The following is a 25648-nucleotide window of genomic DNA, read 5'->3' on the forward strand; positions in this document are numbered from 1 at the left end:
TTAATAGTCAAATCTAGATGTAATCATCTTCTTACGGGTAAAGAAGTTCACCCCATCTTTACCATTAACATGAAGATCTCCATAAAAAGAATCCTTCCATCCTGAAAATGGGAAGAAAGCCATTGTTGCCGGAACACCTATATTAATTCCTAACATGCCTGCATCTGCTTCTTCTCTAAATTGTCTTACTGCCCTAGCATCTTTAGTATAAATAGTTGCTCCATTTCCGTACCGCGACTTCCGAATATATTCGAGTCCTTCATCTAAATCATTTGCACGTAACAAACTTAAAACCGGAGCGAAAATTTCATCTTTTGCAATTGTCATATCAGGTGTCACATGATCAAATATCGTTGGACCTAAGAAAGTTCCTTCCTTTATTTCATCCATTTCCCTTCGGCCATCTCGGACTAATGATGCTCCTTCTTCCAGTCCCGTTTTTATATAATCCAATACTTTTGTACGGTGCGTCTCTCTTATAATAGGCGTTAATAAAACCTCTTCATCCAGCCCATTTCCAATAATTAGCTCATCTGCTTTCCGCTTCAGCTCATTAACAAATGCATCATTATTACCCACAACAACGACTGAACTACATGCCATACAACGTTGTCCTGCACTTCCGTAAGCTGAGCTGATTACATGTGTAACAGCCTTTTTCATATCAGCGTCCGGCATGACAATATGATGATTTTTCGCCCCAGATAGTGCTTGAACACGTTTCCCTTGAGCAGCGGCACGTTCATAAACATACTTAGCAACTGGCTGGGAGCCGACAAATGAAATAGCTTTTACATCTTGATGATCAAGTAGACCATTTACAACGTCATGTGCACCATGAACAATATTTAAGACTCCTTTTGGAGCGCCAGCTTGCGAGAATAACTCGACAAGTTCACTTGCAAGGATTGGAGTACGCTCAGAAGGTTTAAGAATAAATGTATTTCCACATGCAATCGCCAAAGGGAACATCCACAAAGGAACCATCATCGGAAAGTTAAAGGGAGTAATTCCTCCAACAACACCTAATGGATAACGAAACATCTCTGAGTCAATATCTTCTGCTATATTTGATAAAGTCTCGCCCATCATTAGCGTAGGGGCACCTGCAGCGAATTCAACACATTCAATCCCTCTTTGTACTTCCCCATACGCTTCTTTATATGCTTTTCCATTTTCTTGGACTACTAGTCGAGCTAGTTTATCATGATTTTCCGTTAATAGATAATGATATTTATATAATATTCTCGCTCTTTTTGGAACAGGCGTATTTTTCCAAGTCTTAAATGCTTCATTTGCAGCTCTTACTGCTTGATCGACATCTTCTTTTGAGGAGATTGGTACGCTTGCCAACATTTCTCCAGTTGCTGGATTAGGGACCTCTAGTGTATCTGCGCTTATTGCACAAACCCATTCACCATTAATATAGTTTTTTAAAACTGCTATTTCTTGATTGATCACTGTCATATAAATGCAGCCTCCTCTTTCCTTATATCAAATGCTTCTATATAAATTATCGCTTAAAAGGAAAGTGCTTTCATTAGACAGATTGTAAAATAACTCATTGCATTTTCTCCACATATTGCAAGAAATACAGAAGGAGCTGAAACAAAGGATTGTCTATGCTAGAAAGAAGAAAGCTAATAAGTTAACGAGTTCCGTTATCTATCGCAATAACCTAATTTACAGGTTAAAATTAATGAAAGTGTTTATCTACTCTCCGCATTTGCGGTGCTTTTTGTTACCTAATATACAATAGCCTAGCTCGTAATGAACTAGGCTATTTTCTTCTTTACTAAACTGCGCCCTTTAGTTGAAGATTATAACTTATAAATATATTAAGTAAATATTGGTTTTATATTCAATAACCCAACATCAACTGATGTCTCTATATAGCCAAGTATCTGATTAAACGTAAAAACATTAAGATTTTCATTTATAACTTCCTTATCGTATTCCATATCCCCTAATACATAAGAAATGAATTTTTCAACATCTTTGGACTTAACCTCATCCAAATCTAAGATTGTAGGAAAATGGCTAATCGTTTTTCTCAATTCATCTGTGGTATCATAATATTCTAATAATTTTCCATTCAGTAATCGGAAATCATTATGGTATAACTTATATAATCCTTCATCAGCATCCATTCTGTTCCTTAACCAAGAAAGATTAAAACCTCTTAGCCATATATTATCTGCAATTAAATGTGCACAGTACCCTAATATATAATGATTTTTATTTTCTACTAGCAAACTATATTTATGTAAAAATCCTTTATAATCAATACTTCTTGAATAATCTTGTACCTCACCTATAAAGAAATGTGATACATTTTTTTCTTCATGTAAAAAAACAGCATCTGGTGCAATGCTTCCAAGCAAAAATGATGTTTTATCTTCTATCGATAAAGACTCTGCAATTTTATTACCAATAATCAAGTGCATTATTCTTGAACCCAAAATTCCCAACACCTTTCAATAAATTTTACTATTCTGCTCTTTAGCTTTAAGTTCATAATTTTACAATGTTCTCTTATTTCTTTAATATGCAATTCAAATTTTTCTATCTTTTATAAATAACTATCTGCCATTACAATTCTTTGTGCTGGAGTTTGTCTACCCCGTCTGATTTAAAAGGCTGACAAAAATCGTAATAGGTTCTTAATATTGTGATTCCATTTGTACATATTTAGGATTGAAATTGCTGTATATATAATTTTTCATCTCCTCTGTAAGTAACAGTCTTTCTAATAAAAAAAAGTTTTGTCTTATTTCCTAAAAAAAAGAGTTTACGGGCATTATCGTTAGCTCTTATAATCATTGATCTTATTGCCTATAAGGAATCATCGACTAAGAACTGACATACATACGTCAGTTCCTGTTTCACCCCTGTATTTTATCGAGTATCCTCTAATAAACTTCACTATCCACCTCGTTCATTTGTTTAGGAGTTTTTAAAAATTCATATGAAAATATCATCATTTCAATTACTAATCTTTTCTCCGGTTGCATAAAATCCCCACCCAATAACTTTTCTAATTTTTGAATACGATGGTATAGTGTCTGCCTAACAATGAATAATCTCTTAGCAGTTTCTTGTTTTGAACCATTACAAGACAAATATGTTTTCAATGTCTCCATCAACTTCCCGTTGTATCTTTTGTCATAAAGAATAACTGCGTCTAGATATTCATATACAGTTTCATCTAAATCTATATGACGATTTAATATTGAAATGAAACGAAAAATATGAAGATCATCATAAAAATGAGTATCAGATCGATTCTCTAGTCTCTCTTGGATGCGAATGGTTTCCAATGCAGTTTGATAGCTTTTATGAAGATTCGTTAACTCTTTCTCATATTTTCCAATTCCTATTAATTGTTTACTCATATGATTTTGCATTGGTGATTCGGAACTTTTCAATCTTTGAATACCTTCTTCCATTCTATTTTTCCATGGAGAAGTAGTTCTTTCATCAATAATGATAAAGATGAGTGTATTCCTTTTTTCTAAGGCAAAAAGTGCAAATCCTTGCTGTTCAAATATTGCTTTAAAATACAATTTAAAATAGGTTAAATCCACATTTGAATATTCTTCAAAAGAATCAAGCTTACATATGCAAACTAATGCTCCTTTAGGCTTTAAGTAAGGAGTATGGTAAGCTAGATACTCATCTATTGATTCTTCACTTTTTTTACCTTCTAACCATTCAGAAAGCCACTCCGTCTCTTCTACCCTACGCTTTTCTTCCACATAAAGATTACGTAAAAGTAACTGCGCTAGGGCAGTTGCTGTTCTATCTAAAATGAGTTGATCATATTCTGTTAACGTTCTTTCGCTGGATGTGATGGTAAGCTCTGCATAGTTATCACCTAATAAATGAATCGGTATTCTAGCTATGGAGTAGGGTGTTTGTATCATGGAGGTAGACGCTTTATCCTTGTTTTCTATTACCTTTAGAAGGGTCTCTCGCTTCCGCTCGAAAACTTCTGGAATAAACTGTGTTTCATCATTGTTAAAAACAATAATAACTTGAACTTGTAAATATTGTTGGATAAACTTGAGGATTTCATTATGATGTTCAATTGTTAATAGCTTTTTGTTTAGTGCTTGGGAATACTTTTCTAAGTCTGATATTATTTGATATTGGTGATTGATCAAGAGCGTATGAATGTCTTGGGTTATTTCTACAAATGGAACTTCCTTGTGGAATAGAATGATAGGAAACCGAGCCTTATTTGCTATATCGATCATTTCCTGTGGAATCAAAGAGGTATATGTACCAATTTCAATGCATAGTCCAGCAGCATTGGAGTCAATTAATTGCTCCAAAAGAGAAACAAAATGTTCTTCTTTTTCTTTCCATGCGATACATGTAGATAAAATTAATTCATCCCCATTCAAAAGATCACGAATATTTGTTACTTCTACTACATGGACCCATTTTACTGAACGGTTTAGTCCTTCATTACCTGCAATTACTTCTACCGTTTCAAAATGCTTTCTTTCTAGAATGTCTTTTACAGTAATATAAGATTTCATTTTTAATAACCCCCTCTTATATTGAATTTTGTACCATCTCTTATATTATAAGCTAAAACCAAGTGGTTATGAGGTAGCTTCTCTATTTTATTACAATTTTCACAAAAATAAGAAACTGGTAAACCTTTTTTTGGCTTACCAGTTCCGCAACATATATTTCAAGCATTTTCTGTCTGTTGTTTAATTAAATAGACAGCAAAGTATTTTCGACCTTCAGCGGTAGATATGTGTAGTATCTCATTTTTATGTTTATTGTTTGGATTTATACTTTTTTCAAATTCTACAAAAGCCCCACTTAAATTCTCAATTATGTTTTTAATAACATATCCCTCTTGTAATAAGAAGTCTATGCGGTCACGTTCTTGTAAAAATTCCTGATACTCAGACATCTCTCTAACACGTCCCTTCTTTTATATTTGTGTGTTTATAGGCTCTGGGACGACTAATGGATCTTGACCAGTATCAATATCCCAGTCCCTTCCAACCGTAATCCCTAAATATTTATCATCATTTGGGTCTTCAATTTCGGCTTGTTTATATTTAATAAACCACCAATATTTAGCCAAGAAATAGTAAATAACAGCTCCTACTACAAAGCCTATGATAAAGGAATATGTTTGCAGAAAATAGGAAGCGAGCCCGCCAATAACCCAAGCAATCATTCCGGCCATATTAAACCCATTCATAAATTTAAATTGACCATTCACTTCATACAGATCATGGACATTCACCCGCCTTTTGCGAAGCACATAGTAGTCAGTGAATAAAATACCAACAATCGCGGAGAGAATTCCTCCAATAATGAGTAATGCCGGGATAATGATATCAAACAAACTCCATGGCTGGACAACGATACCAATAATACCAGCAATTATTACCGCTAACCAAAAAGGCACCTTTGGACCACCAACGTTTGAAAAAATTGTAGCTGCTGGAATAACATTGGCAGATGTATTTGTCGACCATTGCGCAAACACAATCATTAATAATAATATCCCTAGAATAAATCCGCTTGCGGCTTCCTGAAGTGCAACAACAGGGTCAAAATTGGATACAGCAATATAGGAAACAGCACCAATAATGATCATAAATGTATTTACGATCGGCATGACGATGATACTCCCTACTATTTGTGATTTATTTCGTTTAAACCAGTTTCGTTCATTTTTTGGCGCTTTGAAAAATCTAGACAATGACGGCATATCGGCTGCTAATGTAGCCCAAAATCCCATATTACTCATGATGACAACCATAAATGCTGTTATCGCAGCACCGCCTGTAACGGGACTTTCCACCCACCCCCAAACTTCCCTTCCTTGCGACATTGCTTGATCCGAGAGAGATGTATACATCCATGCAGAAATAAGAATAATCGTTGGCGCTGCCAAATCCGCAAACCGTTCAATTGCTTTTATTCCTAATGCTGTATTTACTAATTGAACTACTGCAAATAGTAAGAAGCATACAAACCAGTTATCAAATCCCCAGAGTATATTTAAAATTCCATTCATCGCTGTTGCTCCGAAATACGTATTGAGCCCAAACCAACAAGATGCTGTTATACCACGTACTAAGGATGGAATATGTGTACCAATCGTTCCAAATGGTGCCCTCATATAGACTGGAAAGGAAAGACCATGTTCGATACCTATATCGCCAATGATGGTCATAAAGATTCCTATCGCGACAGATCCAATAATCGTTGCAAAAACAACCCATCCTAATGATAAACTTTGAACTCCTGAGCCACCAATGGCAAATGCCGCTAAAACAACTGCCATCCCTACCCAAATAACTGCAAAACCTTTCGATCCTATTTTTCTATCACCGTGAGATATAGGTAGTAAATCATCAGACTTCAAATAACTCCCATTCTGCTTCATGAAACCCCCCCTATTTTCTGGTGTGGAACTTTCTAAACACGGGCGCTAGAAATCATTAAAAGGGAATATATGATTTACTCCCCACCAACGTATCTTTAGTCTTCTTTGGATTTTCCTCTGTATCCAATCTATTGATTCGGCTACCATTAATGTTACATTCCAATTCCCCCTTTCGTTATTTATTTTAAAGATTCTGAATATTTACATATGAATCGAGTGGAGGATTCTAGTATGAATAATCCTCCACCTAGTTCCAAATTATTTAATTTATGATTAACTGTACAATTTTAATGGGTTAATTTCTTTTTTTCTTTTACTTTTTCGTTTTCGTTTGCCCCATACTTAGCACGCTTCAAATATTGCCCAGAACCTAACTCACCAACAAATTGTTTATCGCGAATGACAAATTCTCCTCTGGATAATACAGAAACAGGTTCTCCTGTAATCTTCATTCCTTCAAAGGCATTATAATCTACTGCCATATGGTGTGTTTTAGCTGAAATTGTTCTTTCTACTTTAGGATCAAAGATCACTATATCAGCATCTACTCCAACAGCAATTGTTCCTTTTTTAGGATATAATCCAAATAATTTAGCAACTTTTGTTGATGTAATATCCACGAACTGATTTAATGTAATCCGTCCTTTCTTTACACCTTCGGAAAAGAATACACTTAATCGATCCTCGATAAATGGCCCACCATTTGGAATTTTTGTAAAGTCTCCTTTTCCAAGATCCTTTTGTCCATTAAAATCAAACGAACATTGATCAGAGCCTAATGTTTGAAGTTGCCCCGTTTTAAGCGCATTCCATAAAACATCTTGGTTCCACTTTTCCCGAAGGGGTGGTGACCACACATATTTTGCTCCTTCAAAATTCGCTCTTTCTAAATAGGATTGATCTAATAATAAATATTGCGGGCATGTTTCTCCCCATATCTCTATCCCGTTATTTCTTGCTTCTGCAATTTTCTTAGCAGCATCAGCGCACGAAACGTGAACAACATATAACTGAGAGTTTGCTAGTCCTGCAAATGTTGCTGCTCTTCCCGTAGCCTCTCCTTCAATTTCTGGTGGTCTAGTTAATGCGTGGTAAATTGGATCAGTATTCCCCTGCTCCAATGCTTTTTTTGTTAAATAATCAATTACATCTCCATTTTCAGCATGAACCATAACAAGTGCCCCAAGTTCTTCAGCCGCAACCAAGATCTGGAAAAGTGTTTCATCATCTGCTTGAAGTACGTTTTTATAAGCCATAAATACTTTAAAAGAAGTAATTCCTTCATTGTCAATTACGGATGGAAGTTCTTCTAATACAGCTTCATTCACCTCTCCAATCATGAGGTGAAATCCGTAATCAATCACCGCTTTATTATTTGCTTTTGCGTGCCACGTTTCAATGGCGTCTTTTAATGGCTCACCTTTATTTGTTAAACAAAAGTCAATAACTGTTGTCGTACCGCCAAAAGCTGCAGCTATTGTACCCGTTTCGAAATCATCTTTTGTTACCGTACCACCAAACGGCATTTCTAGATGTGTATGCGGATCGATTCCACCTGGAAATAGGTAACAGCCCTTCGCATCAATAACCTCGGCACCCTCTGTAGAAAGATTTTCACCAATTTTACTAATAACGCCATTTTCTATGAATACGTCCGCATTGTATGTATCTGCTGCGGTTACAATTATTCCATTCTTGATAACTTTTCCCATGCTTATCCTCCTTCTATTTTTTGGAGACGGTTTATTTACTTAGCATATCAACGCTGCAACCAACAGTCCCAAGGGCATTTTGACGTTCATTCCATGTCATTGGTGGAAGTCCACTTGGTATTTCCATCATATCAATGGCTCCATCAACAGGACATACAATTGCACATAAATTACAGCCAACGCATTCCTCTTCTCTTACTTTTAAAATGTCATTTCCATTTTCATCTTTCAACATATCAATACATTGATGTGCCGTATCTTCACAAGCAATATGGCATTTATTACAATTAATACATATATCATTGTTAATATTAGCAACAATTTTGTAGTTGAGATCAAGATCTCCCCAGTCAGAATATTTCTGAACTGCTTTTCCTACCAAATCCTGCGCCGTGGCAATCCCTTTTTCATCTAAATAATTATTTAACCCATCTATCATATCTTCAACGATCCGAAAACCATGATGCATTGCTGCTGTACAAACTTGGACACCAGTTGCACCCATTAACATGAATTCAATAGCATTTTCCCAATTAGATATTCCACCAATTCCTGAAATCGGGATATTTATTCGAGGGTTTCTGGCACATTCTCCAACCATATGAAGTGCAATTGGTTTTACAGCAGGTCCACAATACCCACCGTGCGCACCCTTTCCGCCAACATGTGGTATTGTATTCCATGAATCAATATCAACGGCTGCCAGGCTGTTGATCGTATTAATCATACTAATCGCATCTGCGCCACCATTTACAGCGGCTTCAGCAGTCATCGTTATGTCGGTAATATTTGGAGTGAGCTTGACTATTACAGGGGTCTTAGCAGCTTCCTTTGCCCAGTATGTTTGTTTTTCAACCAATTCTGGCACTTGACCAGAAGCTGATCCCATCCCTCTTTCAGCCATTCCATGTGGACATCCAAAGTTAAGCTCTAGACCATCCACACCCACATCTTCCACTCTTTTAACTATTTCATGCCATTTATCTTGTTTTGGCTCAACCATTAATGATGCGATAATTGCATGATTCGGAAAACGCTTTTTCGTCTCATAAATTTCCTTTAAATTCACTTCCAACGGTCTGTCTGTGATTAATTCAATATTATTAAAACCAGCTACTTTTTGACCATTAAAGCTAACCGCAGCAAATCGTGATGAAACATTTAATATCGGATCACCTAAGGTTTTCCAAACAGCCCCACCCCATCCCGCTTCAAATGCCCGTTGCACTTGGTATCCAGAGTTTGTTGGAGGTGCTGAGGCTAACCAAAATGGATTAGGTGATTTAATTCCAGCTAAATTAATACGTAAATCTGCCATTCTTTTACCCCCTTAATCTTTTTCTTTACCATTTATCTTGTTTTTTATTTAGGGTTTTAGACCCCTCTTCTAAGCAAAGCATAGCTGGGAGTTACCAATCAGGTGGGGGAAAATTTTCACCCGATTCCTCGATTATCTGAAACGAATACACACGATTAGGCGGTTTCAGAGACAGATTGAAATAGCAATCTATGGATTGCATAAGCTGTCTCCTTTCCTTGTTGTGCAGCCGATACAACCATTGCTTCGCCTTGACCTTTACCAAAAATCACGTCTCCACATGCAAATATCTTTTCATTTGAAGTTTGAAATGTATTTGCGTCAATTTTTACGACCCCGCCATTATGTTCTAGTCCAAATTCTTCAATAAGCTCTATATACCTTGACTGCCCTATCGCCTTTATGACAGCATCAACTGCTAGTATAAATTCTGATCCTTCAATTGGAACTGGGCGACGCCGTCCATCCTCACCAGGTGCTCCTAACTCCATTTTGATACATTCCAATTCTTTTACATGATCATTTTCATCACCAATAATTCTTACCGGAGAGGCAAGCCATCTAAATTCAATACCATCTTGCTTTGCAAATTCATATTCAAACTCATATGCGGTCATTTCTTCAAGCGTTCTTCTATAAAGAATTTTTACGTTTTCCGCACCTAATCGCACAGAGCAAGTCGCACCATCAATCGCTGTATTTCCTGCACCGATCACAACTGCTTTCTTGCCTAGAAAATGATCGGTTATCGGCTTTGTTTTCGTATCTTTAATAAATTCAATCGCATCATATACTCCATACAAATCTTCCCCACTAATACCAATATCCGGTACTTTAGACATCCCTATTGCAAGTATAATAATGTCATAATCCCTCTGTATTTCTTCTACAGATATATCTTTTCCGACCCGTGTATTCGTTCTAATTTCCACATCCAAACTTTCTACCTGCTTCACTTCCCAATAAGAGATTGCTTGCGGAAGTCTGAATGATACAATTCCGTATGTGTTTAGACCGCCTGCCTTTTCTTCTGCCTCAAAAATAGTAACATCATAGCCCAAGAGCCCGAGTTCTCTTGCAGCGGACAAACCAGCTGGACCTCCGCCAATAATCGCGACCTTTTTTCCATTATTCTTTCCTGGTTTAAATAAGACCTGCTCATTTTTTATTGCCCAATCTGTTGCATATCGCTGCAGATTCCCAATCATAATTGGCTTTGTTGAGTGGTTAAGGACACAAGCACCCTCACATAATTCTTCCGTAGGACAAACGCGGGAACAACTAGCACCAACAGGATTTTCCGTCATAATGGTCTTTGCTGATCCTCTTATATTACCTGAAGCAATTTTTTTAATAAAAGAAGGGATATCAATTCCAGTTGGACAAGCAGTAATACACGGAGCATCATAACAATAAAGACATCGATTCGATTCATCCATAGCCTCATGATTTGTTAAACCTGGATCAACTTCTTTAAAGTTTTCATTTAAATCATCAAACAAAATCCTCGATCGCGTTGCGTTACTCACAGTAGACAACCTCCTTTAGAAAAGATATTAAAAACCTTGCATTAAAATGACAGAGAAAGGACTTTTATTAATGGAGTATTATTAGTGTTCGCAATCAAAGTAGCTTCCCTAACAATAGTAAGCGCTTTCTATTATCAGTAATTTATAAATCTATTATTCAATAATCCTCCTATTTTTGATTTTTATACGTTTGAGTTTATGTTCATTCTACGTTTTTGCAACCCTGTTTACACTATACATTTTGTTAAATGATGTACAACGTTTATCTTTCATTATGTAACATCTCACCCTAATCAAAATACGCTATATTTTTCAACAGTAGCATATTTGGTTTGAAAACTTTGTAGAATTACCTGAGTATTCCAAGTTCACCCATCAATTAAAAAATGCCTATAGGACATAATATCCTAAAGGCATTTACGATTAACTTTCAGCCAATTTAAATCTTCCTTTATTTTTTGTGAAAATTTGGATAGCCAACAATGCAGCGAATAAGATGATGCCGATGGTGTCTGACATTCCTTCTGGATACATGAGCAGCAATCCTGCGCAACCAGCAAGGATCCGCTCAAACCAATACAGTTTCCGATACCAGAAGCCAATAATTCCTGCTCCGATGCCGATCATTCCGGTAAATGCGGTGAATACGACCCAAATGAGATATGGTATCGTCGTATCGATCATTAGAAGCTCAGGGGACAACACAAACATATATGGGATGACGAATGCGGCGACGGCTAACTTCGACGCATTCATACCGGTTCGAATCGGTTCCCCCCCTGAAACTCCAGCAGCTGCAAATGCAGCTAACGCAACTGGCGGCGTTATGTCAGCAACAATTCCGAAGTAAAATACGAAAAGATGTGCAGGCAATGCCGGTACGCCTAGCAGGATAATCGCAGGCGCTGCAATAGTCGATGTAATGACGTAATTTGCGGTTGTTGGTGAACCCATCCCTAAAACAATCGATGTGATCATTGTAAAAAACAATGTTAATAACAGCTGTTCATTTGCTAGCCCTACAAGTCCGTTAGCTAGCTTTAAGCCCAACCCTGTTTTTGTTACTACACCGACAATGATACCAGCAGCGGCTGTTGCAGCTGCAACAGATAAAGCAGTACGCGCACCATCAACAAGTGCTTCGACCATTTGCTTAAAACCGATACGGGTATCTCTACGTATAGCGCTGACCACGATTGTACCAACGATCGACCAGAGAGCTGCACGCATCACACTTACACCACTCATAAGTAAAACCATAACCAATATAATTGGAATCAATAAATATACTTTTGATAATACATCTCTGCGATTCGGAAGCTGCTCTTTCGGCAACCCCTCTAAACCGACCCTTTTAGCTTCAAAGTGGGTCATAATCCAAATGCCGGAGAAATATAGAATAGCAGGAATAGCCGCTGCTTTCGCAATCTCCCAATAACTAATTCCACCAATAAATTCAACCATCAAGAACGCTGCCGCGCCCATGACAGGTGGCATAATTTGCCCACCAGTAGATGCTGCCGCCTCTACAGCACCGGCAAATTCTTTTCTATATCCAAGCTTTTTCATCATTGGTATTGTGAATGAACCAGATGTTACAACATTCGCAACGGAACTTCCACTAATTGTTCCTTGCAATGCACTTGAGAAGATTGCTACTTTAGCCGGTCCTCCAACCCTACGTCCCGCAAAGGATAGAGCTAAATCATTAAAATATTGACCAACACCAGTTTTCACTAAAAAAGCACCAAATAATAAGAATAAGAAAATAAATGTTGCTGATACATACAACGGGGTTCCCAAAATTCCCTGAGAGGTAAAGAACATCGTATTTACTAGAGATTCAAAATTCAATCCACGATGTCCCAGAAATCCCGGCATCGATTGCCCGAAATAAGCGTAAGCCATAAACAACGTCGCAATAATCGTGATTGGCATCCCTACAGCACGCCTTGTTGCTTCAAGAGTTAGTAAAATAGCAATCGTTCCTACCGTTAAATCAAGAGTAGTCAATATCCCTACTCTGTTTACAATCGTATCTATCATTAATGGCCAGTAAGCTCCCACTCCAACTGATAATAACGCAAATATATAATCATACCACGCTACTGTATTTTTCTTCTTAGATTTCCTGTTCGCTGGGAACAAGATGAAGATAAGGGATAAAGCAAATCCAAGATGAATAGATAATAGGATTTGACGCGGAATTGCCTGAGAGATTGATGCATATAATTGAAAAACAGAAAAAGCCAATAAGCCGAAAAATACAACAACGCTAAGCTTCCCTCTCAGTTTTCGTGTAGCTGATTCAGGATCATATTTTTCTAACAGCTTTTGCTGCTCTTCAATAGATAATGATTCGTGTTCATACTTGTCTGCCAATAATATTCACTCCTTTCCACGTCTGCCACAACGCCAATCGTCTCACGCGAATGATAACAAGCGATCCAGGCTCTACGACCCGGGAAAACGAAAAGCTTGTTTGATCCACTTCCAATATGTGCTCTCCTACCACTTGTGCTGTCCGCATATGTATAGACGGAAATGTACGTTTCATATTTCTAATATAATACCTTCCATCCATCACTTCGAATGTTTCGCCATCTTCGGCATTTGAAGGCATACCAATGGATGTGTCTTCATACATTAATTCAATTTGTTGGATTTCTCCGTTTTTCAACACTTCATATGTTTCTTTCACATTCGATAGATGAATAGAATGCGTATATTCAATATGAAAGACTCTGTCTGTTTTTTGTAATGGAAAATAGGCAAGGACCTTTCCCGTTTTTCCTGCTTCAATGACAAAGCATTGTTGAAAAGGTATACATATTAATAATATAACTAAGATTGAAAAAAGTAATAGGTATTTATATTTCATCATGATATCTCCAACTCTTCCCAATTCATATTGAAAGAGAATAGACCGACTCAAAAGCTTTAACAATCGGGGTTTTCGTACTGACAGATGACCTTACGACCATGAATGCATGTTTGTATTGTGTTTGCCTATATGATCTGCATCGTACAGCGTAATGAATTAACATTTCCTAATAAATATCCCCCACCTTTTCTGCTTTGCTGCGCCCAGCTTTTGGTGGGGGATTACTGCCGTTATGTGTAGAATTGGCTGTCTAATGAAGTAAGAATATCCTATTTTGCAGATATACCTTTTTCATCAAAATATCTTTTTGCACCTGGATGTAACTCAATTGCCATCCCATCTAGTGCTTTTTCGGCTTTAATCAGTTTACCTTTTGCATGACCAATTTTATCCGTATTTTCAAATATCGCTTTCGTCGCCTCGTAGACAAAATCATCAGTTAAGTCAGCGCTAACAACTAACATCGCTTGTACTGCAACTGTTTCAAGATCTTTATCAGATCCATAGGTACCAGACGGAATTGTTTCTTTCGCATAGTAAGGGTACTTTTCGATCAAAGCATCTATTTTATCGGTTTCAAGAGGAATAATGATAACATCCTCTGTTGCTGCCAGGCCTTCCACCGCCCCAGTCGGTGTTCCAGCCGTTATGAAGGCTGCATGAATCGTACCGTCTTGGATACCTGTAGTAGAATCATCAAATGATAAGTTACGCGCTTTCAAATCATCTACTGTCAAACCATACATTTCAAGAATTTGTTCCGCATTTGCAAGTGTACCAGAACCAGCTTCACCAACAGAAACGGTTTTTCCTTTCAAGTCTGCAACTGATTTAACACCTGATTTTGCAGTTGTTACAATTTGAATTGTCTCAGGATAAAGTGTGCCAAGCCCTCTAATATTGTCAACCTTTTTACCATTAAACATCATTGTTCCTTCATTTGCATATGTCGCAATATCCGTCTGTGTAAAAGCGACTTCTGCTTCACCTTTTTGAATGAGCGTCATATTTTCAGCTGAGGCACCAGAGGTAGTTGCATTTGCCTCTACACCTGTTGCATCTTTAATCATATTTGCAAAATTGCCACCAAGTGGATAATAAGTTCCACCCGTACCACCGGTTGCTAGACTAAGGTATTTAATTCCGTAATCGCTTCCTTTTTTACCCTCTTTATCGCCACCATCGCCGTTTTTCTTATCCCCGGCACCACATGCTACTAATACAATAGAAAGTACTAGCAAGAGTACTAAATTTAGTAGTAACCTACTATTTTTCATCGGCTCTCCCCCTCATGATTAACTTTTTAATTTTTAGAAATTCATTCACAAGTTTAACACAATTGAATTTCAATGCAAAGATTAGTTTGTCTTAGTCAGATAGGTGTGCACCCTATAATTCTTATAGGTCTTTTATACTGGATTTTCATTTTGTGCAATTGGTGTGGACAGTTTCCCTTGGGAAGTTCTCCGGTTTGGTGCAAGCAGTCTTTCTAACCATCCCATTACGAAATCTGCTACAACAGCCATCACGGCGGTAGGTATCGCACCAGCCAAAATGATCGCAGCGCCATCTGTTACATTCGTCCCCCTAATAATAATAGACCCTAAACCTCCTCCTCCAATGAAGGCACCGATCGTAGCAACGCCGATCGAAATAACAAGGGCAGTCCTCAATCCTGCTAAAATAACGGACATTGCTAGCGGTAACTCGACCATCCATAATAATTGGAATTTAGTCATTCCCATCGCAAAACCCGATTCAAGCACTGGTCGGTCAATACCCCTAATGCCTGTATACGTATTTTTGATGATTGGTAAGAGAGAGTATAAAAATAAACTCATTACAACCGTATTTGCTCCAAGCCCCATCACAAGCATCAAAATAGCAAGCATTGCCAAAGCTGGAATCGTTTGAATAATATTTGTAATCGATAAAACCCAACTGCTAAGACGATGATAGCGAGCAATTAATATTCCCACAGGGATTCCGACGATCGCTGCAAAAATAACCCCGTAGGCTGACATCAAAAAGTGCCGAATAAACTGTTCCCACACATATCCAGTGTTTTGTATATAATACTGTGATAATTCTTGAATAATACCCATGGGATCACCCCTTTTCCATATTCATTCAAAATAATTATTTTTCTCCAAATATTCTTTTGCTACTGTTGCCGGTTCCTTTTTTTTCACATCTGCTTCATAATTCAAATCCGTCATTAGGTCAGTCGATATTTTACCAGCTAATTTCATTAATATCTCTCTTACATCTGGATGCTTTTCCAGAAAATCATTCCGCGCAACAGGAGAACCTTCATATGGCGGAAAAAAGTTCTTGTCATCCTCAAGTGCAATTAAATCAAATGCTTTTAATCGACCATCGGTACTATAGGCTAGCACGACATCCATTTTACCGCTGTTTACTGCTTGATAAACAAGGCCCGTTTGCATCGGAAAAGCTTCACCGAATTCATATCCATATGTTTCAATAAAGCCTTGATAGCCATCTCCTTTTCGTTTAAGCCATGAATTATCAACACCTAAACTAATTTCATCCGCTATGCTTTTTACATCGGAAACAGTCTTTAAATGGGCCTCATTAGCCAACTTTTTCGTAACTGTAAATGCGTACGTATTGGAAAACCCATAAGAATCAAACCAAGTTTGATCAAATCTCTTTTTGAATTCACTTTGGACAATCTCCATTGCTTTGTCCGGGTTGTTCACGGGCTCCATGCCAAGCACTCCTGATAAATCCGTGCCTGTGTATCTTACTGCAGTAATATCTACTTGATTATCTGTTAAAGCCTTATGTTGAACAATGGAAGAACCTAGGTTCTCAATCATTTCTACTTTTAAATCTGTTTCATGCTCAATCATTAACCGAATTATATGACCGAGAACATGCGATTCTGAAATTGTCAGTGTACCAATTCTTACAGTATTGTTAGCATTCCCATTTAATCCAGGTAAGGAGCAACCAAGTAAAAGGAAGGCAGATAATAATAGCTGTAAACTATATTTAATTGTTTTTCTCATCCTTGTATCTCCTTCCTTCATGCCATTTCATTTTGCTTTCTAACCCCTTTTGGAGTGGATCTATACTCCAATCTTCCAAGCAAAAAATCTGTGAAAAGGGCAAGTAAAGTCACCGGAACCGCTCCGGCAATAACCAGATCTGTTTGAAATAGATTTAGCCCATCAAAAATAAAATCACCTAATCCCCCACCTCCAATAAAAGAAGCGAGCGTGGCCCAGCCAATTAAATATACGGAGGACATTCTTACACCAGCCATAATAACTGGTATGGCTAAAGGAACCTCCACATTAAAAATTCTTTCAAATGAGGTCATACCCATTCCTCGCCCTGCTTCTAATAAGTTAGGGTCCACACCTTTAATGCCTATATAAGTGTTACGTAAAATCGGCAATACAGAATAAAGAAATAAAGCGACAATTGCGGGGATTTTTCCTATTCCTAAAAGCGGTATGAAGAAGGCTAAGATAGCCAGACTTGGAAATGTTTGAATAACACCTGCGATTCCCATTACTAATCCTGCAATTTTAGGTATGCGAGTTAATAAAATGCCTAATGGGATCGCGACGACCACACCAAGGATTAATGCTGCAATTGAAATATACAAATGCTCCCATGTTTTTAATAGGAGCTCATTACCATTGGCGTTAAAAAAATTCATTATTGCTTCCATGAACGCACCTCCTATTGGTTTTCAGTAACGTGTTGGTCCTCATTGCCCCAAATAGAGTCATACACAACGTCTACAATACTTGTTCTAGTAATTAGACCAATTAGTTTTTGTTCTTCATCCACTACAGGAATATATTTTAATCCCCTTATTAAAATTTTCCGTATTGTATCACGTAATAAAGCGTCTTCCTGCACGACAAATAAATCTTTTTCCATCACTTCAACCACAACTTTGCTCATGTCACGGATACGGTCTATCATTTCTACCGTTATAAATCCTTTTAATATCCCGCGCTCATTCACAACTAACAATGAATCTACCCTCCGTTTTTTCATCCATTGCAGTGCCTCAGACAATGTTGCATTAATTGCAATCGTAACAGGATCGGGATTCATTATTTGTCCTACTGTTTGCATATTTTGTCTTGCTTGGATCAATCTTTCTTTGCCAATAAAATCTTCGACAAACTCATTAGCAGGATTATGTAAAATTTCATCTGGAGTCCCAGCTTGTACAATTTTCCCTGCTTGCATAATAACAATTTTATCTGCTAATTTAATCGCTTCATCCATATCGTGAGTTACAAATACGATTGTTTTTCCTAATGCTTTCTGTAAGTGTTTGAATTCAGCTTGCAATGAATCCCTTGTAATTGGATCCAGTGCACCAAATGGCTCATCCATCAAGATCAACGGAGGATCTGCGGCAAGTGCTCGAAGTACACCAATCCGCTGTTGCTGCCCGCCACTTAATTCATGTGGATACCGATCTAAATACTCTGGATCCATGTTCACTAGCTCTAATAGCTCTTCTGCCCGTGCTGTTCTCTTCGTACCAGGCCATTTCAATAGCCGAGGCACCAACGCTATATTTTCCCTTATCGTCATATGAGGAAACAAGCCAATTTGCTGAATTACATAACCGATCGATCGACGGAGCTGTACTGTATTTTTTTCCATAATATTTTCTCCATTTAAATAAATAGCACCCTTGCTCGGCTTCACAAGTCTATTGATCATTTTCATTGTCGTCGTTTTCCCACAGCCACTGGGCCCAATGAAAACAACAAATTCACCTTGATTAATTTCAAGATTAATTCCATCGACAGCCTTTTTTCCACCTTGATACACTTTTGAAACATGATCAAAAGTAAGCATATTGACCCCTCCTATATTTTATTAGTATATGTCGTAATTTGAATTTAAATATATTACTAAAATGAACCAATCTTAGGCTTAAAATTTTTTATATTTAAATAGACGTGTTAGTTATAGTACCCTTAAAGAAGATGTTAATAACTTTATTCTTGCACCTTTGCTATTTTGTTGTAATAATATGTCGTATTGTATATGTTTCGTACAATGAATGAAGGAGGAAATCCAATGCCTATTCCACAAGGAACGATCAATGAAATAGAATTTCAAAGCTCTGAGTTAAACGAAACCTTAACATTATTACTATATTTACCTGTGTCATTTTCACATCTTTATAACTATTCAGTTGTTATTGTTCAAGATGGGAAAGATTATTTTCAAATGGGAAGACTTGCAAGATATGCCGATGAGTTAATTAATGATGGTGAGATTGAAAACATCATAATGGTGGGTGTTCATTATAAGAGCATTCAAGACAGAAGAAATAAGTATCATCCGCAAGGAGATGAACATCAAGCATACATTCGCTTTCTTGCCCACGAGCTTGTACCATGGCTTGATCGGAATTATCCTACATACGAGGTAGGTAAAAGCCGTGCGCTTATGGGTGATAGTCTAGCTGCTACGGTTTCACTCATGGCCGCATTAAAGTATCCAAATACATTTGGTAAAGTTATTTTACATTCTCCCTATGTGAATAAAACAGTCCTCGATGCAGTTACCATGCATCAAAGCCCCCATTTATTAGATGTATATCATGTAATCGGAGATCAAGAATCAAATGTGGAAATTTCGGATATAAAAGACTTTTTAACGCCTAATCGGGAGTTACATAAAATATTTGAAGGTAAAGGATTCAACCATTTTTATGATGAGTTTTCTGGAGGACACTCATGGAAATATTGGCAACCTGATGTTAAAAGAGCACTGCAAAAGATGTTCCCTTAAGATAGATTCCTTCAGTATCAAGTTTTTCAAATATTTGTTATAGTGGAAGTACGTGTTATAATATGCAAAAGATTAGAAACAAAATAAGGAGGTAAATAATGTGAAATGTGGCATTGCTATATTCCCATCAAAAAAATTGCAAGATTTAGCTAATTCTTATCGAAAGCGGTATGACCCACACTATGCCCTAATTCCTCCACATCTAACTTTAAAAGCTGCTTTTGATACAGACGGAGACTTAAAGCAATATACGAAGAAACTAAAAGAAATTGCAGAAAGATATGAGCCTTTCAACTTAAAGCTTCGTAAAGTCAGTTCATTTGAGCCGATCAGTCGTACTATACATTTTAAAGCGGAAAAAAATGCAGAACTTGAAGGTTTATATTCAGACTTTTCCCAATATCTTCCGGGAGGGGAGCCTGTCCATCCTTTTGTCCCGCATATTACAATTGCACAAAGATTATCGAACGATGAACATTCCGATGTATTTGGTTCATTAAAAATGCTTGGTGTCGAACACGAGGAATTGGTTGATCGCTTCCATCTTGTATACCAACTTGAAAATGGATCTTGGACAGTGTATGAAACATTTCAGCTAGGAAAGGAACATTCGTAAATGCAAAAAGTAGTAAAAGTAACAACAGAACAGCAATTGCAAGATGCGTTTAAAGTCAGAATGAAGGTCTTTGTGGAGGAACAAAACGTACCTTCAGAATTAGAAATTGATGATCTAGAAGCGGAAGCCACTCACTTTGTTTTGTATAATGATGATCGTCCCGGAGGTGCGGGTAGATTCCGTGTTGTAGAGAATATTGGAAAAGTAGAGCGTATTTGTGTACTTAAAGATGATAGAAAAGCCGGCGCAGGTGCGCGAATAATGAATGCAATTGAAGAATATGCATCAAGCCTACAATTACAATCACTAAAGTTGAATGCGCAAACTTCTGCCATTGCCTTCTATGAAAGACTCGGATATAAAGTAATTTCTGAAGAGTTTATGGACGCAGGTATTCCTCATAAAACGATGATAAAACCATTGATTATAAACAAAAAAAATAACCATCAGTCCCAAGTCTAATAAATGACCTGGGGTTGATGGTTATTTCTTTTAATTTTTATTTAGCTCTTACTATCCCACTGAAAAAAAGGATATTTGAATTAATACTTTATTCACAAAGCTAAATATTCCGTTAATAACGAACAGGAAATATCATACTTATATTTCGGTTTATACATATTCATTAAACTTTCTGCCTTTTCCTGTTAGTTTCGCCATCATATATGGGTGTCCAGCAACATTTTGATTGTCTTCTTTTTTCTTTTTCTCACTATATTGCTTCACTCTATATTCTTCATGAATTCTTTCTTCAAGAGTTTTGTGAAATTTAGACCTAATATCTGCTTTTTGTACCTGCTCTACACCCGAGATTGGGTACTGAGTTTTTTCTGCCAATTCAATACGATCATTATACTGTTGGTATTGATAAATTGGTACCATTGAGATATATCCCATACCCTCACCTCCAATTATTATCCTTTACCCTAATTTCTCCTCTGCAATCTATTCATTACTTACTTTAATATTACGAAATATACAATAACCTTATGTGGGTCTACCATACATTCACTTCTTTATACCTAATATATATATATATATATATCCTGCGCTTGTACATCGTTTTGACCTTAGTAGAACAAAGAAAAAAGCTTGCAATAATAAGTGCAAGCGTTCAATCATTTATTTTTATTGATCATTTTCGTTATGGCGTTCATATCTAATTGGTTGCCGTCTTGAATAATCGATTTTACCATTTTATCTTCCATTTGCTTCGAGACTGGTTTATTAGCGATCTGTGCAACTTTCTTGATGATTCCCCTTACCGTTTTTTCATCTTTGAAATTTGCATTTTGTAATGAATTTGCCAGTGCAAAAACATCGTTCATATTCACACCTGACTTTTTCTCAATGTTTTTAAAAAAATGGTTATCCATTCTTCGCCGTCCCTCCTTTTAATCTTTATATATTATGAAGGAAAGGATGAATGGTGAATAAGAAAGTCCAACGGATATGATAATTCCTTTTGAATAGTCAAAAGAAGCATAACTAACCTGCTTTTATAAAAAAACGTACATTCCCCTTATTTTCGCAGTAGTATACAAAAATCAAAGTAAACTCGTTTCAGCAAGCTGAAACATCGGGGAATCAGGTGGGAATTCTAACCACCTGATTGGTAAATCCCACCAGCTCGGAGTTTCCCACCAAGCCAATTTTCCTTTTGACTTTTGTATTTTCATTAATGCCCTCTTCCGTATTATATGGTCAGCCAGAAAATATTTCTGGTTGACCATTTTTTATATATCGATATATGATAACCGTAGCCGGGGTAGTACCTAAGCACCCGTGGGACGTGATCCCGTCAACTAAACAGTTCAACCCCCTACTTGTAGAAACATGATTGAGGATGGTTGAGACCATGATCTCGTATAATAAGCGAAGCTATGAAACTACATGGAGGAATAGGGGTTATCGATTAATAGACTTTAAGGAGGAGATAAATGATGAATCCAGTCATAGGTCTGGATGTGGCAAAAGGAGAAAGTCAGGTTCAGCATTCTTGGATAAAAAGCAGCCATACAAAAAAAGTTTTAAAGTAGCACATACTCTTGAAGGATTAAATAGTCTTCTAGATTTTATTAGAGAAGTAGAAGTTCTATCAGGGGGACGACCACCCATTGTATTAGAGTCCACTGGACATTATCACACACCAATTGTCCAGTATTTTGAGGGAAGAGGGTAATTATCGTGAATCCTCTCATATCGTATCGAGCTAAGAGACTAGTTTACGAAAGCTAAAGACACATATCATTGAATCTTATCACCTCTGGGAACTGTATTATAAAGAGGACCTAGAGCCTTATAAACAAAGAGAAATTCAGCATTTAAACCTGCGTAATTTCACAAGACAACATGAAAATATTACACAGGAATGTTTGTACGAACTAAACTACAATTTCAGGCAGTTCTAGATCAAGTGTTTCCTGAATACTATGGAGTTTTTGGGGCCTTATATTCGGATGTTTCATTACTGACTTTACAAGCGTTTCCTACTTCAGAAGAAATCTTATAAGTTGGAGAAGAAACAATCGCTAACAAATATATCATAGCCTTATTCTAAGCCTAAATGTGTATATCAAAATGCTTCTTGAATACAAGAAACATCTATCTAAGTTTGAAGATGAGATAGATGCTTTAGTGGGAAGTATTGAAGCATATAAAATTATCCAATCCATCCCCGGTATCGGTGAAAAAATCGCGGCAACGATTATTTCTGAAATTTGGGATCCTAGTGTCTTCAAATCTGGTACATTCAAAGGTACTCTAAATCGAATTACCAAAAGAGGCTCTAGTAGACTACGGCACACCTTGTATATGGCCGTTAAATGTGCAATTCGTGATTGTCGCAAGAAGAAAACGACAGATGAAATCATTCCTCGTAACAAGCGATTACGAGGAATGATAAGAAACGTGATGAAGGAAAACCCTTTACTGTGATAGCATGTGCCAACAAACTCTTACATTGGATTTATGCACTTTAAAAGCAAATCAGCTTTCCAAGATCTAGCCTAGTTTTATAAATATAACTAGCCAGAAAATTACCGAATACAGAACATTGGAAGGTTATTTGGCATGTAAATTTAGTGTAGCATGAGATATTATAAATTTTCATTGAAAAATATTGACAAACTGTTAGTTGGTTCGTATTATACATTTGCGCTAACCTCCTCTTAAATGAAGGGGCTTTTTTATTGGGAAAAAAATCATCGTTTTCACCAGATTGTATGTCCAATCATCGCATACCACTTAACAATATATTATTTATTAGGGTCAGCCGACTTTAAAAATAATAAGGAGCGATGAGTATATGTGTTTTGAAGATGATTTTGTAGGCGGAGAAAGAGAAGATCGTAGACGGAGACGACGGGAAAGGTTAATTTGTGAATGTAGAGAAGTAAGAGGAGAGCGTGAACATCATTGTGACCATGATCGTGATAGAGATCGTGACCGCAGACGTGAGCGTAAGTTCGAGTGCAGATGCAGAGAACGTAGAGACGATCGCTATTAAGGAATTTGAGTAAGAAAAGGCTGCTCAGAACATTACACTGTTGACTAAAGGTTAAATGAAATAAGGCCGCCAAAATTGGCGGTCTCTTATTATTAAAGATTCGTGCCCTTTAAGTGAAAAAAGGTTTTATTAACTTATGCATTGGAATAGCGTTCTGATAGTTTCTTTTTATGAGCATTAAACACTTCTTCTAAAGGGATATTGTACTTGTTTGCAATGACAATTAAGTTACCTAACACATCCCCTAATTCTTCGGTTAACTCCTTTTTGTTCCCTTCAAACGAACCACATACTTCATCTGGTCTATCCCTGCCAATCTCAAGGGAGCGAATAGCCCGTGCCACTTCACCAGTTTCTTCTGCTAAAAAGCCAATACGAATAAAAATGTCTAATTCAGACCAGCCTCGTGCTTCATAATAATCTCTCACCCATTGTTGAAAATCAGTTACATTCATGTTAATCCACCTTCCGTTTAATAGTTTAATATTAACAAATTACCGAAAGTTTTGTATGCTATTAAGAAAGAATACTTAATTAGGATGTGAATATATTGAAAAAACTAGCTGTATTTTGTGGATCAAGTAATGGAGCATCTAATGTCTATGTCGAAGTTGCAAGAAAACTGGGTAAAGAACTGGCTAAACGTAATATTACACTTGTATATGGGGGGGCAAGTGTAGGGATTATGGGGGCAGTTGCAGAGTCCGTTTTAGAAGCGGGTGGAAAAGTAATTGGAGTAATGCCTAGTTTTCTAGAAAAAAGAGAAATATCCCATAACAACCTAACCGAACTAATTGTAGTAGGCTCCATGCATGAAAGAAAAGCAAAAATGGCAGAGCTGGCCGATGGTTTTATAGCTTTGCCAGGTGGGCCAGGAACATTAGAAGAGTTCTTTGAGATTTTTACTTGGGCTCAGTTAGGACTTCATCATAAACCTTGTGGACTCTTAAATATTAATCATTATTATGATCCTCTTGTTGCCTTATTTAATCATATGTCTGATGAACAGTTCCTGCATGAAAAATACCGTTCTATGGCACTAGTAGATGTAGAACCAAATGGACTACTTGATCAATTTAATAAATATGAACCACCAACCGTAAAATCCTATATTACTGAAAAACAGACCTAATTGTTCAAAAACAACAGACCAAGTTAATACGGAACTTGGTCTGTTGTTTAAACTAACCAATTGTCGAACAAATATAAAGCAGCACTATTCTACTCCCTCAGTTTGATACGTTTATCTCTTAAATGCTCGCATATTCGCAGTATTTCATAACTCTTTAATTAGATTAGTTGATAAATGAAATGAGTTTAGATCATTTTTGGCTTTGTGAAGGCATAGTTAAATAAAGGAGTTAGCTACTACTCCATATTTTACCATATAATACGCATCTCCACGAGGTCCCTGGGGGCTTTCCCTCCCATGTCTCAACGGGTCATTCGCCCTCTCATTCCTACGTCGTGCCTATCCAAGGGGTGGAGGCCAGTTATGCTAAACTGATGGGTCCCATTGCCTTTTTGTTGAATAAACCTGGTACTCCTTACATATTTGAAATTTTACGAATAAGACAACATTCAAAATTTATGTTAACTATTTTAAAGTAGAGGAAGCCTCGAAGTCTTGACCTGCCTCGTTTAGAAATGACTATTTGCCCTTTCCATTTACCTGAGCTTGCTGCTAGATGTAATCCTGCAAGACATAATAGAGAATTCCCATGAGAAAATCCACTTAGATCTCCTGCTTCACCTAGTATACCTGCTAATGAGATTTCACTTATTCCCTTTATCATAAGCAGATTCTTTGCAATTTTACCACCGATTGCCAAACTGTTTA

General features: G+C 37.0%; 24 protein-coding genes and 2 pseudogenes. 6 read left to right on the forward strand and 20 right to left on the reverse strand.

Annotation, left to right across the window (positions count from 1 at the left end):
- The 15 genes from MHB53_RS07675 to MHB53_RS07745 form a co-directional block, all read right to left on the reverse strand.
- On the reverse strand, positions 1–1467 hold the full coding sequence (locus MHB53_RS07675; protein WP_340916831.1) for a CoA-acylating methylmalonate-semialdehyde dehydrogenase: 1467 nt from the start codon (positions 1465–1467) through the stop codon (positions 1–3).
- Between the two features lie 371 nt (positions 1468–1838).
- Complete coding sequence (locus MHB53_RS07680; RefSeq protein WP_340916835.1) at positions 1839–2462, reverse strand: zinc dependent phospholipase C family protein; 624 nt, start codon at positions 2460–2462, stop codon at positions 1839–1841.
- Between the two features lie 450 nt (positions 2463–2912).
- Positions 2913–4547, reverse strand: a complete 1635-nt coding sequence (locus MHB53_RS07685) for a PucR family transcriptional regulator (protein WP_340916838.1) — start codon at positions 4545–4547, stop codon at positions 2913–2915.
- Positions 4548–4705: 158 nt separating this feature from the next.
- On the reverse strand, positions 4706–4936 hold the full coding sequence (locus tag MHB53_RS07690; protein ID WP_340916841.1) for a hypothetical protein: 231 nt from the start codon (positions 4934–4936) through the stop codon (positions 4706–4708).
- Positions 4937–4957: 21 nt separating this feature from the next.
- Positions 4958–6430, reverse strand: coding sequence for an NCS1 family transporter (locus MHB53_RS07695; RefSeq protein WP_340916844.1), 1473 nt, complete (start codon positions 6428–6430; stop codon positions 4958–4960).
- A 287-nt stretch (positions 6431–6717) separates the two neighbouring features.
- Positions 6718–8142: a dihydropyrimidinase gene (gene hydA / locus MHB53_RS07700; protein ID WP_340916847.1), complete on the reverse strand. Its 1425-nt coding sequence runs from the start codon at positions 8140–8142 to the stop codon at positions 6718–6720.
- Positions 8143–8173: 31 nt separating this feature from the next.
- Positions 8174–9460: an NAD-dependent dihydropyrimidine dehydrogenase subunit PreA gene (preA, locus tag MHB53_RS07705; protein WP_340916851.1), complete on the reverse strand. Its 1287-nt coding sequence runs from the start codon at positions 9458–9460 to the stop codon at positions 8174–8176.
- A 155-nt stretch (positions 9461–9615) separates the two neighbouring features.
- Positions 9616–10989 carry an NAD(P)-dependent oxidoreductase gene (locus MHB53_RS07710; RefSeq protein ID WP_340916854.1) on the reverse strand — a complete coding sequence of 458 codons (1374 nt, stop codon included), beginning with the start codon at positions 10987–10989 and terminating at the stop codon, positions 9616–9618.
- 423 nt (positions 10990–11412) lie between these two features.
- Entirely contained in the window at positions 11413–13371 is a 1959-nt protein-coding gene (locus tag MHB53_RS07715; protein ID WP_340916857.1) for a TRAP transporter permease, read from the reverse strand.
- Positions 13355–13870, reverse strand: coding sequence for a DUF1850 domain-containing protein (locus MHB53_RS07720; RefSeq protein ID WP_340916860.1), 516 nt, complete (start codon positions 13868–13870; stop codon positions 13355–13357). The genes MHB53_RS07715 and MHB53_RS07720 overlap by 17 nt, the downstream gene beginning before the upstream one ends.
- A gap of 272 nt (positions 13871–14142) precedes the next feature.
- The gene (locus tag MHB53_RS07725) at positions 14143–15150 is read right to left on the reverse strand and encodes a TAXI family TRAP transporter solute-binding subunit (RefSeq protein ID WP_340916863.1); all 1008 of its coding nucleotides are present in this window, start codon (positions 15148–15150) and stop codon (positions 14143–14145) included.
- 132 nt (positions 15151–15282) lie between these two features.
- On the reverse strand, positions 15283–15978 hold the full coding sequence (locus MHB53_RS07730) for an ABC transporter permease (RefSeq protein ID WP_340916866.1): 696 nt from the start codon (positions 15976–15978) through the stop codon (positions 15283–15285).
- A 21-nt stretch (positions 15979–15999) separates the two neighbouring features.
- Positions 16000–16911, reverse strand: coding sequence for an osmoprotectant ABC transporter substrate-binding protein (locus MHB53_RS07735; RefSeq protein ID WP_340916869.1), 912 nt, complete (start codon positions 16909–16911; stop codon positions 16000–16002).
- A 17-nt stretch (positions 16912–16928) separates the two neighbouring features.
- Positions 16929–17582, reverse strand: coding sequence for an ABC transporter permease (locus tag MHB53_RS07740; protein WP_340916870.1), 654 nt, complete (start codon positions 17580–17582; stop codon positions 16929–16931).
- Between the two features lie 11 nt (positions 17583–17593).
- Positions 17594–18739, reverse strand: coding sequence for a betaine/proline/choline family ABC transporter ATP-binding protein (locus MHB53_RS07745; RefSeq protein WP_340916872.1), 1146 nt, complete (start codon positions 18737–18739; stop codon positions 17594–17596).
- Between the two features lie 225 nt (positions 18740–18964).
- On the opposite strand from MHB53_RS07745, the gene MHB53_RS07750 reads away from it, so the two are divergent.
- The 3 genes from MHB53_RS07750 to MHB53_RS07760 all read left to right on the forward strand — a co-directional run bounded on the left by MHB53_RS07750 (position 18965) and on the right by MHB53_RS07760 (position 20762).
- Entirely contained in the window at positions 18965–19684 is a 720-nt protein-coding gene (locus MHB53_RS07750; RefSeq protein ID WP_340916875.1) for an alpha/beta hydrolase, read from the forward strand.
- A 100-nt stretch (positions 19685–19784) separates the two neighbouring features.
- Positions 19785–20300, forward strand: a complete 516-nt coding sequence (locus tag MHB53_RS07755; protein WP_340916878.1) for a YjcG family protein — start codon at positions 19785–19787, stop codon at positions 20298–20300.
- Positions 20301–20762: a GNAT family N-acetyltransferase gene (locus tag MHB53_RS07760; protein WP_340916880.1), complete on the forward strand. Its 462-nt coding sequence runs from the start codon at positions 20301–20303 to the stop codon at positions 20760–20762.
- A 150-nt stretch (positions 20763–20912) separates the two neighbouring features.
- Here MHB53_RS07760 and MHB53_RS07765 read toward each other — a convergent pair whose 3' ends face one another.
- The 3 genes from MHB53_RS07765 to MHB53_RS07775 all read right to left on the reverse strand — a co-directional run bounded on the left by MHB53_RS07765 (position 20913) and on the right by MHB53_RS07775 (position 21979).
- Positions 20913–21197, reverse strand: coding sequence for a hypothetical protein (locus MHB53_RS07765; RefSeq protein WP_340916882.1), 285 nt, complete (start codon positions 21195–21197; stop codon positions 20913–20915).
- A 221-nt stretch (positions 21198–21418) separates the two neighbouring features.
- On the reverse strand, positions 21419–21676 hold the full coding sequence (locus tag MHB53_RS07770) for a stage VI sporulation protein F (RefSeq protein ID WP_340916884.1): 258 nt from the start codon (positions 21674–21676) through the stop codon (positions 21419–21421).
- A 171-nt stretch (positions 21677–21847) separates the two neighbouring features.
- Positions 21848–21979, reverse strand: a complete 132-nt coding sequence (locus tag MHB53_RS07775) for a hypothetical protein (RefSeq protein WP_340916886.1) — start codon at positions 21977–21979, stop codon at positions 21848–21850.
- Between the two features lie 264 nt (positions 21980–22243).
- On the opposite strand from MHB53_RS07775, the pseudogene MHB53_RS07780 reads away from it, so the two are divergent.
- Together MHB53_RS07780 and MHB53_RS07785 are read left to right on the forward strand one after the other, a co-directional pair.
- A pseudogene (locus MHB53_RS07780) lies at positions 22244–23312 on the forward strand (IS110 family transposase).
- A gap of 295 nt (positions 23313–23607) precedes the next feature.
- Positions 23608–23808, forward strand: coding sequence for a hypothetical protein (locus MHB53_RS07785; protein WP_340916888.1), 201 nt, complete (start codon positions 23608–23610; stop codon positions 23806–23808).
- 134 nt (positions 23809–23942) lie between these two features.
- On the opposite strand, the gene MHB53_RS07790 is transcribed toward MHB53_RS07785, so the two are convergent.
- Positions 23943–24263 (reverse strand): MazG-like family protein, encoded by a 321-nt coding sequence (locus tag MHB53_RS07790; protein WP_340916890.1) that lies wholly within the window; start codon positions 24261–24263, stop codon positions 23943–23945.
- A 95-nt stretch (positions 24264–24358) separates the two neighbouring features.
- Between MHB53_RS07790 and MHB53_RS07795 the strand changes: the two genes are divergently transcribed.
- Entirely contained in the window at positions 24359–24940 is a 582-nt protein-coding gene (locus MHB53_RS07795; protein WP_340916892.1) for an LOG family protein, read from the forward strand.
- A 457-nt stretch (positions 24941–25397) separates the two neighbouring features.
- On the opposite strand, the pseudogene MHB53_RS07800 reads toward MHB53_RS07795, so the two are convergent.
- Positions 25398–25619, reverse strand: a pseudogene (locus tag MHB53_RS07800) (transposase); the annotation flags it as partial.
- Positions 25620–25648 lie beyond the last annotated feature (29 nt).

Source organism: Bacillus sp. FSL K6-3431 (assembly GCF_038002605.1).
In the GTDB taxonomy this organism is placed as follows: domain Bacteria; phylum Bacillota; class Bacilli; order Bacillales; family Bacillaceae_C; genus Lederbergia.

Coding starts and splice junctions, on each gene's coding strand:
- MHB53_RS07675 (WP_340916831.1), bottom strand. CDS start 1,467: ATGACAGTGATCAATCAAGAAATAGCAGTTTTAAAAAACTATATTAAT.
- MHB53_RS07685 (WP_340916838.1), bottom strand. CDS start 4,547: ATGAAATCTTATATTACTGTAAAAGACATTCTAGAAAGAAAGCATTTT.
- MHB53_RS07690 (WP_340916841.1), bottom strand. CDS start 4,936: ATGTCTGAGTATCAGGAATTTTTACAAGAACGTGACCGCATAGACTTC.
- MHB53_RS07695 (WP_340916844.1), bottom strand. CDS start 6,430: ATGAAGCAGAATGGGAGTTATTTGAAGTCTGATGATTTACTACCTATA.
- hydA (WP_340916847.1), bottom strand. CDS start 8,142: ATGGGAAAAGTTATCAAGAATGGAATAATTGTAACCGCAGCAGATACA.
- preA (WP_340916851.1), bottom strand. CDS start 9,460: ATGGCAGATTTACGTATTAATTTAGCTGGAATTAAATCACCTAATCCA.
- MHB53_RS07720 (WP_340916860.1), bottom strand. CDS start 13,870: ATGAAATATAAATACCTATTACTTTTTTCAATCTTAGTTATATTATTA.
- MHB53_RS07725 (WP_340916863.1), bottom strand. CDS start 15,150: ATGAAAAATAGTAGGTTACTACTAAATTTAGTACTCTTGCTAGTACTT.
- MHB53_RS07730 (WP_340916866.1), bottom strand. CDS start 15,978: ATGGGTATTATTCAAGAATTATCACAGTATTATATACAAAACACTGGA.
- MHB53_RS07735 (WP_340916869.1), bottom strand. CDS start 16,911: ATGAGAAAAACAATTAAATATAGTTTACAGCTATTATTATCTGCCTTC.
- MHB53_RS07740 (WP_340916870.1), bottom strand. CDS start 17,582: ATGGAAGCAATAATGAATTTTTTTAACGCCAATGGTAATGAGCTCCTA.
- MHB53_RS07745 (WP_340916872.1), bottom strand. CDS start 18,739: ATGCTTACTTTTGATCATGTTTCAAAAGTGTATCAAGGTGGAAAAAAG.
- MHB53_RS07750 (WP_340916875.1), top strand. CDS start 18,965: ATGCCTATTCCACAAGGAACGATCAATGAAATAGAATTTCAAAGCTCT.
- MHB53_RS07760 (WP_340916880.1), top strand. CDS start 20,301: ATGCAAAAAGTAGTAAAAGTAACAACAGAACAGCAATTGCAAGATGCG.
- MHB53_RS07765 (WP_340916882.1), bottom strand. CDS start 21,197: ATGGGATATATCTCAATGGTACCAATTTATCAATACCAACAGTATAAT.
- MHB53_RS07770 (WP_340916884.1), bottom strand. CDS start 21,676: ATGGATAACCATTTTTTTAAAAACATTGAGAAAAAGTCAGGTGTGAAT.
- MHB53_RS07775 (WP_340916886.1), bottom strand. CDS start 21,979: ATGAAAATACAAAAGTCAAAAGGAAAATTGGCTTGGTGGGAAACTCCG.
- MHB53_RS07785 (WP_340916888.1), top strand. CDS start 23,608: ATGTGTTTTGAAGATGATTTTGTAGGCGGAGAAAGAGAAGATCGTAGA.
- MHB53_RS07790 (WP_340916890.1), bottom strand. CDS start 24,263: ATGAATGTAACTGATTTTCAACAATGGGTGAGAGATTATTATGAAGCA.